Annotated in this window: 15 protein-coding genes; 13 read left to right on the top strand and 2 right to left on the bottom strand. The window is 68.0% G+C overall.

What is annotated here, in order from left to right:
• Complete coding sequence (locus tag ABS642_RS01170) at window positions 1-399, top strand: hypothetical protein (protein ID WP_350351952.1); 399 nt, start codon at window positions 1-3, stop codon at window positions 397-399.
• Window positions 400-567: 168 nt separating this feature from the next.
• Here the strand turns inward: ABS642_RS01170 and ABS642_RS01175 are convergent, their stop codons facing one another.
• Window positions 568-966: a DUF1844 domain-containing protein gene (locus ABS642_RS01175; protein WP_282216682.1), complete on the bottom strand. Its 399-nt coding sequence runs from the start codon at window positions 964-966 to the stop codon at window positions 568-570.
• 257 nt (window positions 967-1223) lie between these two features.
• Here ABS642_RS01175 and infC point away from each other — a divergent pair, with 257 nt between their 5' ends.
• From infC to rplT, 3 genes are all read left to right on the top strand, one after another.
• On the top strand, window positions 1224-1850 hold the full coding sequence (infC, locus tag ABS642_RS01180) for a translation initiation factor IF-3 (protein ID WP_282217461.1): 627 nt from the start codon (window positions 1224-1226) through the stop codon (window positions 1848-1850).
• A gap of 71 nt (window positions 1851-1921) precedes the next feature.
• Window positions 1922-2116, top strand: coding sequence for a 50S ribosomal protein L35 (gene rpmI / locus ABS642_RS01185; protein WP_017828564.1), 195 nt, complete (start codon window positions 1922-1924; stop codon window positions 2114-2116).
• Window positions 2117-2150: 34 nt separating this feature from the next.
• Window positions 2151-2537, top strand: coding sequence for a 50S ribosomal protein L20 (rplT, locus tag ABS642_RS01190; RefSeq protein WP_029262486.1), 387 nt, complete (start codon window positions 2151-2153; stop codon window positions 2535-2537).
• An 8-nt stretch (window positions 2538-2545) separates the two neighbouring features.
• On the opposite strand, the gene ABS642_RS01195 is transcribed toward rplT, so the two are convergent.
• On the bottom strand, window positions 2546-2998 hold the full coding sequence (locus ABS642_RS01195; RefSeq protein WP_350351953.1) for a DUF2809 domain-containing protein: 453 nt from the start codon (window positions 2996-2998) through the stop codon (window positions 2546-2548).
• Between the two features lie 57 nt (window positions 2999-3055).
• Between ABS642_RS01195 and ABS642_RS01200 the strand changes: the two genes are divergently transcribed.
• The 9 genes from ABS642_RS01200 (at window position 3056) to ABS642_RS01240 (ending at window position 11199) form a co-directional block, all read left to right on the top strand.
• Complete coding sequence (locus ABS642_RS01200; protein WP_350351954.1) at window positions 3056-3868, top strand: RNA methyltransferase; 813 nt, start codon at window positions 3056-3058, stop codon at window positions 3866-3868.
• Between the two features lie 38 nt (window positions 3869-3906).
• Complete coding sequence (locus ABS642_RS01205) at window positions 3907-4578, top strand: response regulator transcription factor (RefSeq protein ID WP_350351955.1); 672 nt, start codon at window positions 3907-3909, stop codon at window positions 4576-4578.
• A gap of 3 nt (window positions 4579-4581) precedes the next feature.
• Complete coding sequence (locus tag ABS642_RS01210) at window positions 4582-5958, top strand: HAMP domain-containing sensor histidine kinase (RefSeq protein WP_350351956.1); 1377 nt, start codon at window positions 4582-4584, stop codon at window positions 5956-5958.
• A complete protein-coding gene (locus ABS642_RS01215) occupies window positions 5955-6917 on the top strand; it encodes a TAXI family TRAP transporter solute-binding subunit (protein WP_350351957.1) in 963 nt (320 codons plus the stop codon). Before ABS642_RS01210 ends, ABS642_RS01215 begins: the two co-directional genes overlap by 4 nt.
• Window positions 6918-7189: 272 nt before the next feature.
• Window positions 7190-7936 carry an amino acid ABC transporter ATP-binding protein gene (locus ABS642_RS01220; RefSeq protein WP_350353488.1) on the top strand — a complete coding sequence of 249 codons (747 nt, stop codon included), beginning with the start codon at window positions 7190-7192 and terminating at the stop codon, window positions 7934-7936.
• Window positions 7937-7977: 41 nt separating this feature from the next.
• On the top strand, window positions 7978-8886 hold the full coding sequence (locus ABS642_RS01225; protein ID WP_282216687.1) for a glutamate ABC transporter substrate-binding protein: 909 nt from the start codon (window positions 7978-7980) through the stop codon (window positions 8884-8886).
• Window positions 8887-8945: 59 nt separating this feature from the next.
• Window positions 8946-9593 (top strand): amino acid ABC transporter permease, encoded by a 648-nt coding sequence (locus tag ABS642_RS01230; protein ID WP_282216688.1) that lies wholly within the window; start codon window positions 8946-8948, stop codon window positions 9591-9593.
• Entirely contained in the window at window positions 9590-10522 is a 933-nt protein-coding gene (locus tag ABS642_RS01235) for an amino acid ABC transporter permease (RefSeq protein ID WP_350351958.1), read from the top strand. Before ABS642_RS01230 ends, ABS642_RS01235 begins: the two co-directional genes overlap by 4 nt.
• Before the next feature lie 41 nt (window positions 10523-10563).
• A complete protein-coding gene (locus ABS642_RS01240) occupies window positions 10564-11199 on the top strand; it encodes a hypothetical protein (protein ID WP_350351959.1) in 636 nt (211 codons plus the stop codon).
• Window positions 11200-11240 lie beyond the last annotated feature (41 nt).

Here is an 11240-nt window from a genome sequence, read left to right on the forward strand (position 1 = left end):
ATGCGCAGAGCGGCGACCGCGATCCTCACGGGGCTGCTCCTGGTGGCTCTCGCCGGCTGCGCGACCGCCTGCCCGGCGATCGGTTACATCAGCGTCCTGACGGTGGATGCCGGCGCCTACGGCGACGACGTCTTCGTGCAGCTTTGCGTCCCGGGCGGCTGCTCCGTCGGTCCCGAAGGCACTGAGACTCCGTCCACGGAGCCGACCGTCCCGTCCGTGGGCGAGGAGGTCGGCGATTTCCTCTTCCTGGCCGTTCCCGACGCCGTCACCGCGCGCGTCTTCGCCGCCGACGGCACACTTCTCGCCGAGAACGAGAACGAGCACGAGATCGACTGGACTCACTCCACGGAGCAGTGCGGCGGCCCGTCCACCGCCGGCCTTCTCGTCCTCGAACCCTGATCCCGCAGCACCTCGTACTTCCCCGCCGCAGTCAACGGAGCGCCGTTCACGACGCGCAACCTGAGGGCGCAGCGATCCCGCCGGGAGCGAGCATCGGGAGGGGCCCGCGAAGCGGGAGGGACCTCGCTCTGCGAGCGAAGGCGGGATCCCCTCACCCCGCCATGAGAGCTAGTTGACCGGCCCCGTCCACTTCTCCCCGGGCCCCTTGCCGATCGGGTCGGGGATGGAGGAGGCTTCGCGGAAGGCGAGCTGCAGGGAACGGAGTCCGTCGCGCAGGGAGCGCGCGTGCATGTCGCTGATCTCGGGAGCGCCCGCGGTGATGAGTCCGGCGAGGGCGTTGATGAGCTTGCGGGCCTCGTCGAGGTCGAGCTGGGCCGCCGCATCGGGGTCGTCGGCGAGGCCGAGCTTCACGGCTGCGGCGCTCATGAGGTGCACGGCCGCGGTGGTGATCACCTCGACGGCGGGGACGTCGGCGATGTCCCGGGTGGCCGATGACGCTGCCTCCTCCTGTCGTGCCCAGCGCTCTTCGCGCTCGCGTGCAGCCTCGTCCGGTACCTGGTTCGTCACTTCGCCTTGCCTTCTGTTAGACTTTGGCGGGCTCCGGAGCGTCATGCTCTGGAACGAAAGAGGATTCACTTCCCACCCGCGCTTGCCGTTCAAGGCTACCGGGTCTTGCACTCCACCGGTTCCGTCTGCACGACGGGGTCGGCAGGCAGGGTGCAGAGCCGGCGTCTGAATGCCGGTGGGTGGGGAGACGACTCCGATTTCGCCCGGGATGCACCTCGCGTCGCGGTGGCCGAATCACATCGTCTAAGGAGTTCCGCATCAGCGATCCCCGTACCAATGAGCGCATCCGCGTCCCCGAGGTCCGCCTCGTCGGCCCCGCGGGTGAGCAGATCGGTGTTGTCCGCATCGAGGCGGCACTGCGCCTGGCACAGGAAGCCGACCTCGATCTCGTCGAGGTGGCCCCCAACTCGAAGCCGCCCGTGGTCAAGATCATGGACTACGGCAAGTTCAAGTACGAGGCCGCCCAGAAGGAGAAGGAAGCTCGCCGCAACCAGGCGAACACCATCCTCAAGGAAGTCCGCTTCCGTCTGAAGATCGAGGCGCACGACTACATAACCAAGCTCAAGCGCGCCGAGGGCTTCCTCAAGGCCGGCGACAAGGTCAAGGCCATGATCCTGTTCCGCGGTCGCGAGCAGTCGCGCCCCGAGCAGGGTGTGCGACTTCTGCGCAAGTTCGCGGAAGACGTCGCCGAGCTCGGAACGGTCGAGTCCAACCCGACCATCGACGGTCGCAACATGGTCATGATCGTCGCCCCGCTGAAGAGCAAGTCCGAGGCGAAGCAGGAGCAGAACGCCGTCCGCGACGCGCAGCGCGCAGCGAACAAGCAGGCTGCCCGCGAGGCCAAGACCGAGACCGACGTCCCGGCCGAGGCTTCGGCGGAGTGATCCGCCCCCAGAACTCCCGCACCGCGGGTTGACACCGTCGCCTGAGAAGGCGCCATACGAAGGAAGAGAAGATGCCGAAGCAGAAGACCCACTCGGGTGCTAAGAAGCGCTTCAAGATCACCGGCAGCGGCAAGCTGAAGAAGCAGCAGGCCGGGATGCGCCACAACCTCGAGCACAAGTCGAGCCGCCGCACCCGTCGTCTGAACCAGGACCAGGTGCTCTCGAAGGCTGACACCAAGGTCGCGAAGAAGCTTCTCGGCCGCTGATCGCGCCCGAACGCACGAATAGGAACACAGGAAAATGGCAAGAGTCAAGCGGGCAGTAAACGCCCACAAGAAGCGCCGGGTCATCCTCGAGCGCGCAAAGGGTTACCGCGGTCAGCGTTCGCGCCTCTACCGCAAGGCCAAAGAGCAGGTCATCCACTCCCTGGTCTACTCGTACCGTGACCGTCGCAAGCGCAAGGGCGACTTCCGTCGTCTCTGGATCCAGCGCATCAACGCTGCGGCACGCCAGAACGGCATCACCTACAACCGCTTCATCCAGGGCCTCGGCCTCGCGGGTGTCACGGTCGACCGTCGCATGCTCGCCGACCTTGCGGTCAACGACGCGGCGACGTTCACGACGCTGGTCGAGACGGCGAAGAAGGCTCTGCCCTCCGACGTCAACGCACCGAAGTCGGCTGCGTAAGCATCTGTTCAGACAGGGCGCTCTCCTTCGGGAGGGCGCCCTGTTGTTTTTCCGGATGCGGCGCCGATGATGACTCGCGTGCTGACGATGTCGATGACGGATGCCGCGGCGACGGCCGCGGCGTAGACGACGATGTCCCGTGCATCGAAGCCGGATCCGAGGACGAGTTCGATCGGCGGGAACACCACCGCCGCTTCTCGCGGCAGCGCGGTGAGCTGCAGCAGCTCGACCCCGGTGCACACCGCGAACGCGAACACCGCGACCACCGGACGACGCGCTCGCGGTGCGACCAGCGCGACGAGCAGATAGATGAGCACGGCGTAGAGGGCGTCGCCGGTGACGTCGCCGATCATTCCGCCGGCGCTGCGATGGATGAAGAGCCCGAGACCGACCGTCGCCGCGGCGAGGACCGCGAGAGCGACCCGCCGGCGGACGGGGGACGCCGGGGGATCGTTCGCCATGGACGCACCCTATCCCGATGGTGCGGGAAGCGGCCGTGCGCCTCCTAGACTGTGATCGTGCTGGAGAACCCCCGCTCCCCCCGAGTCCGCGCCGTGGCGAAGCTGACGAAACGCAGCGCGAGAACCGAGACGGGCCTGTTCCTTCTCGAAGGTCCGCAGGCCGTCCGTGAGGCGCTCACCTACCGCCCCGAGTCGATCGTCGAGCTGTTCGCGACCCCGAACGGCTGGGAGAAGCATCCCGACATCCGGGCGAAGGCCGGAGAGGCCGAGATCGACGTCGAGTACGTGACGGAGTACGTGCTCAACGCGATGGCCGACACGGTCACCCCGCAGGGTCTTGTCGCCGTGGTCCAGCAGACGCCCACCTCGGTGCGCGACATCTTCGCGGCGTCGCCGCGGCTCGTCGCGATCTGCGATGAGGTGCGCGACCCGGGCAACCTCGGGACCATCATCCGCGCCGCGGACGCCGCCGGTGCCGATGCCGTCGTGCTGACGGGCCGGACGGTCGATCCCTACAATCCGAAGGTGGTCCGCGCGACGACCGGTTCGCTGTTCCACCTCCCGGTGTCGGTCGCCGGCGACCTCGCCGATGTCGTGGAGCGCGCGCACGCCGCGGGGCTCCGCATCCTCGCCGCCGACGTGAAGGGCGACGACCTGCTGGAGGCGCGCGCCGACGGTCTGCTGGCCGAACCCACGGGATGGCTGTTCGGCAATGAGGCTCGCGGCCTGGAGGACGACGCCCTCGCCCTCGCCGACCGGGTGCTGAAGCTGCCCATCTTCGGACGGGCCGAATCGCTGAACCTCGCGACCGCTGCCAGCGTCTGCCTCTACGAGAGCGCTTTCGCCCAGCGGGCTTCCTCTCCGGGCTGACACGGTGGGCTGATGCGGGATCGTGGGGAGCAGAGTCGATGCGGATTCTGATCGTGGAGGATGACGAGCGCGTCGCTGCTGCGCTCGAGGCGTTCCTCGCGCGCTCGGGCTACGCCACCGTCCGGGCCCCTGACGGCGCTGCGGCTCTGGATCTCCTCGGGGTCGACACGGAGGTGGTGCTGCTGGATCTGGGTCTGCCGGATGTCGATGGAATCGATCTGTGCCGTCGCATCCGGGGTCGGTCCGACGTGCCGATCGTGATCGTCACGGCCCGCAACCAGGTCACCGAGCGCATCAAGGGACTCCGCGCCGGCGCAGACGACTTCGTCGTGAAGCCGTACGACGTGCACGAGCTCCTTGCCCGCATCGAAGCGGTGACGCGGCGCTCGCGCCCGATGCGCGCCGAGTCCGAGGCGCGCGTGCTGCTCGACGGCGGGGAGGTGCAGATCGATCTCGTGGCGCGGCAGGTGACGGTCGATGGCGGTCCCGTCGACCTCACCCGCAAGGAGTTCGACATCGTGGCCGTTCTCGCGCGGTATCCCGGTGTCGCCGTGCCGAAGGAGCGCCTGATCCGGGAGGTGTGGAACACCGACTGGCGAGGCTTCGGCCACTCGCTGGAGGTCCACGTCGGAGCGATCCGCCGGAAGACCGGAGACCGCCGCCTCATCGAGACCGTACGCGGCGTCGGCTATCGCCTCGCGGGGTCCTGAGCGATGCGCCGTCGCCTGATCATCGTGTTCCTGGTGCCGCTGGTCGCGATCCTGCTCACGCTCGGCGGTGCCGCGGGATGGGGGGCTGCGCGCAGCATCCAGCAGGCCTTCTACGCCGAACAGCTCGGCGACCTCGGGTACTTCATCACGAGCGCCCGTCAGTCCCTCCGCTCCGGCAGCTCCGCAGTCGTCGATGCGGAGGTCATGAGGTTCCAGGAGGTCTACGGCATCGACGTGATGGTGTTCGATCTCGCCGGCAGTGTGTGGGCGGCAGGGGAGGACGACGGCACGGTGCTGTCCGAGGCGGACGCGGAGCGCGTGCGGCTGGCGCTGTCGGGGCGACGAGCCGAGCCCCCGGGAACGGTCTTCCCGTGGATCGTCGCCGACGCGGCGCTGGTCGAACCCGTGTTCGACGACGGCGATGTCATCGGCGCGGTGCTGGTTTCGGCCGATGTGGCCGCGCCCCGCGCGGCGATCCTCCAGCAGATCATGGTGCTGTCGGCGATCGCCGTCGCCCTGATCGCGCTCGGCGTGCTCCTGGTGTTCCGGCTCGCCCGCTGGGTGCTCTCGCCGGTGCGGCGGCTCGACGAGGCGATGGTGGCCATCGAGCGCGGGGAGATGGACACCCGCGTCGCGGAGGACACGGGGCCGCCGGAGCTGCGCCGCATGACGCGAGTCTTCAACGGCATGGCCGATGAGATCGAGCGGGTGATGACGCGACAGCAGGAGTTCGCGCTGAACGCCTCGCATGAGCTGAGGAATCCGCTCAACGCGCTGCTCCTGCGTGTCGAGCACCTCGCCACAGGCCTCGGCGACGAGTGGCGCGAAGATGTCGAGGAGACCAGAGAAGAGGGGCGCCGGATGGCCCGCATCCTCGAGACCCTCCTGGGTCTCGCGCGCGGCGGGCGCAGCGATTCGACGATCTCCGCGGTCGACCTCGCGACGCTGGCCGCCCGACGCGCAGACGCCTGGCGCGACGTCGCCGGTCAGCAGGGGATCGCTCTCCGCCGGGTCGGCGAGGGCTCGGTCATGAGCGTCACCGACCGGACGATCGTGGAGAGCGCCCTGGACGCGGTCATCGACAACGCCGTGAAGTTCTCGCCGCCCGGCTCCACCGTCGAGGTCGGAGCGGCGCGCGATGGCGACGTGTGCCGGATCACGGTGCGCGACCAGGGGCCCGGTCTGACCGATGAGCAGGCGGCATCGGCGGCCGAGAGGTTCTGGCGCAGCGACGACAGCAGGAGCACGCCCGGCTCCGGTCTGGGACTCGCGATCGCGACCGACCTGCTGGCGTCGGTGGGTGGGGAGCTGGCCGTGTCGTCAGCCGAGGGCGACGGACTCACCGTGTCGCTGCTGATCCGCGACGGAGCGACCCCGTGACCGCCGTGCGTCGCCGCATCGTCGCCGCCTTCGCCGCGCTCGTGCTGCTCGGCGCGATGGCGGGATGCACGTCGCGTGCGAGCGAATGGACCGGCGAGGAGTACACGATCGCGGGCGGCGGGTCCACGGGCGTCTACTTCGACTACGGCGGCCACCTCGCCGACGAGCTGTCGCGGTCCCTGGACATCCGGATGGCGGTCGACGAGACCGCCGGATCCGTCGACAATCTGCTGCGCGTGAGCGCGGGGGACGCACTGATCGGCTTCGCGCAGGGCGATGCGGCGGCCGATGCCGTGGCCGGTGCCGGGGCATTTCCCGAACCCCTGGCCATCGAGGCCGTCGCGCGGCTGTACGACGAGTACCTGCACGTCGTCGTGCGCGGAGACTCCGAGATCGAGGGCATCGCCGATCTCGCCGGCAAGGACGTCTCCCTCGGAGCGGAGAACTCCGGGGTGAACGTCATCGCGAGCAGGGTGCTGGATGCCGCGGGCGTCGACGCGGCATCCGTCCGCAATGCGCAGCTCGATCTCAGCGGCTCCATCGAGGCGATGGAGCGAGGCGAGATCGACGGCTTCTTCTGGGTGGGTGGGCTGCCGACCCCGGGGATCGCGGAGCTCGCCGAGCGGATGCCGGTGCGCCTGCTCCCGATCGAGCAGGAGTGGGTCGTCGAGGTGAACGAGCAGTACTCGCATGCGTATCGTCCGGCCGACGTCCCGGAGGGCATGTACGGTCTGCGGGAGTCGGCGCCCACCATGGCGGTGCCCAACTACCTCGTCACCTCGGCATCCACGCCCGACGGTGTCGTGCGCGACGTGCTGTCCGGCCTCTTCGACGCGCGTCCACGGATCGCGGAAGAGGTTCCGGCGGCAGCTCTGCTCGATCGGCGTCAGGCGATCTTCACCGGTCCGGTCGCGCTGCATCCGGGTGCTATCGAGTACTACCGCGACCTGCGCGATTGAGTCGCCGAGCGAGTCTCAAGAAATCCTCAAGAACTCTGACAGCGTATCGGCGCTCTGCCACTCTGAGGTCGATCGTGCACGATCGATGGTCCCGCTGCTCGCAGTCGTCGGGGGTGAAGCGCAGTGGCGAGACCTGATCCACGGCCCGCGGGGGCGGGCCGTGGATCATCCGCGCAGAGACGCACGGATGAGTGCGGTCCCGTGTCACGAACATGTAAATCTCGGCCCCGTTCCTGGAGCCCCGCGCACGACCTGGCTAGTTTGGAGAAATGATGACCTCTGATACACCCCTCGTCGTGGTCGACAACGTTCAGAAGCACTACGGCGACTTCCAGGCGCTGACCGATATCGACCTGACCGTGAACTCGGGCGAGGTCGTCGTGGTGATCGGCCCTTCCGGCTCCGGCAAGTCGACGCTGTGCCGCACGATCAACCGGCTCGAGACGATCACGAGCGGCAGCATCAGCATCGATGGCAAGGCGCTTCCCGCCGAAGGCAAGGGGCTCGCACACCTCCGCGCCGACGTCGGCATGGTGTTCCAGTCGTTCAACCTCTTCGCCCACCTCACGATCCTCGAGAACATCACCCTCGGCCCGATCAAGGTGCGCGGGCTCAAGAAGGCGGAGGCCGAGAAGGAGGCGATGGCCCTCCTCGAGCGCGTCGGCGTGGCGCAGCAGGCTTCGAAGCTCCCCGCGCAGCTCTCGGGCGGCCAGCAGCAGCGCGTGGCGATCGCCCGCGCTCTCGCGATGAAGCCCAAGGTGATGCTCTTCGACGAGCCGACGAGCGCGCTCGACCCCGAGATGATCAACGAGGTCCTCGACGTCATGGTCGGACTCGCTCAGGAGGGCATGACGATGATCGTCGTCACCCACGAGATGGGCTTCGCGCGGAAGGCCGCCGATCGCGTCGTCTTCATGGCCGACGGCCGGATCGTGGAGGAGGCGACTCCCGAGGAGTTCTTCACGAACCCGAAGAGCGATCGCGCCAAGGACTTCCTCTCGAAGCTCCTCACCCACTGACCTCACAGACCCTGCACACACAGCACACGAAGGAGACGCACATGCGACGCACACGGACACTGGCAGGCATCGGAATCGCGGCGGTGGCCCTGCTGGCGCTCACGGCCTGCAACAGCGGCAGCCCGTCCGACCCCGGCGCCGGCACCGGCGGCGAAGAGGGCGGCGAGGAGTCGACCTGGTTCGAGGTCGCCACCGACGTCGAGCTCGAAGGCAGCCCCACGTTCGATGCCATCAAGGAGCGCGACAAGGTCGTCATCGGCGTCAAGGAGGACCAGCCCGGTCTCGGGTTCCTCGATGTGACGACGAACGAGCGCACCGGCTTCGATGTCGACATCGCCCGCTGGATCGCCGCATCCCTCGGGTATGACGAGGACAAGATCGAGTTCAAGCCGATCGCCTCCGCGAACCGCGAGCAGGCGATCGTGAACGGTGACGTGGACTACTACGTCGGCACGTACTCGATCAACGACAAGCGCAAGGAGCAGATCGCCTTCGCCGGGCCGTACTTCATCACCGGACAGGGTCTGCTGGTCGCTGCCGACAACGAGGACATCAAGAGCGAGGCGGATCTTTCCGCCGACACCACGGTGTGCTCGGCGACGGGCTCGACGCCGATCCAGAACATCCGCACGAACTTCCCGGAGGTTCCCACGAAGGAGTTCGACCTGTACTCCGCGTGCGTCGAGGACCTGCTCGCCGGCACGGTCCAGGCGGTCACGACCGACCAGGCCATCCTCATCGGCTACGCCGCTCAGGATCCTGACAACCTGAAGGTCGTCGGCGAGCCGTTCACCGAGGAGCGCTACGGCGTCGGCCTCGCGAAGGACGACGCGGCCCTCCAGGAGCACATCAACAAGCTGTTCACCGACGGCGGCGACATCTGGCAGGCGATCTTCGACAAGAACCTCGGCGACTCGGGTATCGAAGTCTCCCAGCCCACCGTCGACTGATCGACTCGAGGGGGCGGTCGTGACGGCCGCCCCCTCCTCATCCTGAAGGGGAGGACGGCGTGGACGTCATCTTCGGAAACCTCGACCTGTGGGGAGAGGCGGTGAGCAACACCCTGCTGATCTTCTTCGGCGGCGGCGTTCTCGCCCTCGTCCTGGGTCTGATCGTCGGAGCGGCGCGAGTGGCCCCGGTACCGATCGCCCGCGGAGTGGGCACGCTCTACGTGAACCTCATCCGCAACACCCCGCTGACCCTCGTCTTCTTCTTCTTCATCTTCGGCTACCCCCAGCTGGGGCTGCCGAAGCTGAGCACCACGGTGCTCGGCATCCTCGCCATCGGCATCTACACGGCGACGTACGTCGCCGAGGTCATCCGCGCGGGAATCAACACGGTGCCGGTCGGTCAGGCCGAAGCGGCCCGAGCGATCGGTCTTCCCTTCGGACAGGTCATGTCGCTCGTCATCCTGCCGCAGGCCTTCCGCTCGGTCGTCCCACCGATGATGAGCGTCTTCATCGCGCTGCTGAAGAACACGACGGTCGCGGCCGGATTCTCGGTCGTCGAGCTCGGCGCCATCCGCTCCTACCTCAGCGAGCGCGGCGAGAACGCCCTCGTCGTCCTGCTCTGGGTCGCCGTCATCTTCGTCGCCCTGGTGATGCTGCTCAGCTGGCTTCAGCGCTATCTCGAGAACAAGTGGAGGATCGCGCGATGACTTCCGTCCTGTACGACGTCCCCGGGCCCAAGGCGATCCTGCGGAACCGCCTCATCGGCGTGGGCACCGTCTTGGTCGTGCTCGCCCTGCTCGCCTTCATCGGATACCGCTTCTACGAGAGCGGGCAGTTCGACGCCTCGCGTTGGTACGTCTTCACGTTCAGCGCCGTCTGGACTCAGATCTTCGGGGCGCTCGGTCGCACCCTCGCCGCGTTCGGCCTCGCTGCGATCCTCGCTCTGGCGCTCGGCTTCATCCTCGCGATCGGCCGGCTCTCCGACCGTGCGTGGATCCGCGTTCCCGTCACCGTCATCACCGAGTTCTTCCGCGCCGTGCCGGTGCTCGTGTTCATGATGCTGCTGTACTACGGTCTGCCCGTGATCGGCGTCAAGATGGAGCCGTACTGGGCTGTGGTGCTCGCGCTGATGGTCTACAACGGCTCCGTGCTCGCCGAGGTGCTCCGCGCCGGCGTGGAATCACTGCCCCGCGGCCAGGGGGAGGCCGGGTACGCGATCGGACTCCGCAAGAGCGGGGTCATGCGCCTGATCCTCATGCCGCAGGCCATCAGGGCGATGCTTCCGGTCATCGTCGCTCAGCTCGTCGTCACGCTCAAGGACACCGCGCTCGGGTTCATCATCACGTATCCCGAGCTCCTGTACTTCGCGAAGCAGCTCACGTCGCAGCAGGGTCGCCCCGTGCTGCAGTCGGCCTTCGTCATCGGTGGCATCTACATCATCATGTGCCTCATCCTCTCGGGCATCGCGAAGTGGCTGGAGATCCGCACTCGTCGGTCGCCGCGGCTGCAGGGCGGCACTCCGGTGGGCGGCGGCGACGATCCGCGTCTCCACGGCGGCGGCACCGACACCGAGCTCATCGCCATGCAGGGCGGGGCGGGTAAGTTCAATCTCGGCAGCAGTTCCGGCGGCGTCTGACCTCCACGCCGCTGCCGGAAACTTCTGGCAGGCTTGTCGTCGTGCACGTCGAACCGGTCCCGACCCATCCTCCAGCGACGAGCCGGACGCTCGCGGAATGGCTGGATCCGGAACTGGCCGCGCGATACGGCGGCGAGTCCCGCACGCGGTTGCGTGAGATCGCCGATGCGCGCGCGATGCGCCGCGGCATGTGGGGCGCCTTCCTGTCGCTCGGCGCATCGACCACGATCGTCGGACTCGGCATTCTCGCCCTGGGGGTGACGCCGTCCGCTGCGGTGCCGTGGGCGATCGCCGGCGTCATCGTCGCGGCTGTCGCGGCGCTGTTCCTCCGGCGCGAGCGTGGCTGGATCCCGAGACCGGGAAAGTCCTACACGACTCGTGGTGCGGGGGATCTGCGTGGCGGTGTCATCGCCGCACTGAGCCTCTTCGTCGTCTTCAACGTCTTCCTCATCCCCGCGATGATGTCGGCCGCCGACCCGGTGCCGCTCCTCGTGCTCGACGGTGGGTGTGCCCTGCTGCTCGCCTCCGGCTTCGTCGTTCCGGCGGCGATCCTCGGACGAGGGCGGGAGGCGCTGCGGCGTCAGGTGCACCGAGATCCTCGGATCGCGGCGGCGCTCGAGGCCGAGCGTTTCACCTGGAACGCCGGGGTCGGTGTGACGATGTTCGGGCCGCTCTGACCCCGATACGGGTGAGAGACCGCGGCGCGGCCCCCGGTAGA

The sequence above is a fragment of the Microbacterium sp. A8/3-1 genome (genome assembly GCF_040267695.1).
GTDB classification, from domain to species: domain Bacteria; phylum Actinomycetota; class Actinomycetes; order Actinomycetales; family Microbacteriaceae; genus Microbacterium; species Microbacterium luteolum.

What these genes read in the sequence shown, in the direction of transcription:
- ABS642_RS01170 (WP_350351952.1), top strand. Translation starts at nt 1, where the DNA reads ATGCGCAGAGCGGCGACCGCGATCCTCACGGGGCTGCTCCTGGTGGCT.
- rpmI (WP_017828564.1), top strand. Translation starts at nt 1,922, where the DNA reads ATGCCGAAGCAGAAGACCCACTCGGGTGCTAAGAAGCGCTTCAAGATC.
- rplT (WP_029262486.1), top strand. Translation starts at nt 2,151, where the DNA reads ATGGCAAGAGTCAAGCGGGCAGTAAACGCCCACAAGAAGCGCCGGGTC.
- ABS642_RS01195 (WP_350351953.1), bottom strand. Translation starts at nt 2,998, where the DNA reads ATGGCGAACGATCCCCCGGCGTCCCCCGTCCGCCGGCGGGTCGCTCTC.
- ABS642_RS01205 (WP_350351955.1), top strand. Translation starts at nt 3,907, where the DNA reads ATGCGGATTCTGATCGTGGAGGATGACGAGCGCGTCGCTGCTGCGCTC.
- ABS642_RS01210 (WP_350351956.1), top strand. Translation starts at nt 4,582, where the DNA reads ATGCGCCGTCGCCTGATCATCGTGTTCCTGGTGCCGCTGGTCGCGATC.
- ABS642_RS01220 (WP_350353488.1), top strand. Translation starts at nt 7,190, where the DNA reads ATGACCTCTGATACACCCCTCGTCGTGGTCGACAACGTTCAGAAGCAC.
- ABS642_RS01225 (WP_282216687.1), top strand. Translation starts at nt 7,978, where the DNA reads ATGCGACGCACACGGACACTGGCAGGCATCGGAATCGCGGCGGTGGCC.
- ABS642_RS01235 (WP_350351958.1), top strand. Translation starts at nt 9,590, where the DNA reads ATGACTTCCGTCCTGTACGACGTCCCCGGGCCCAAGGCGATCCTGCGG.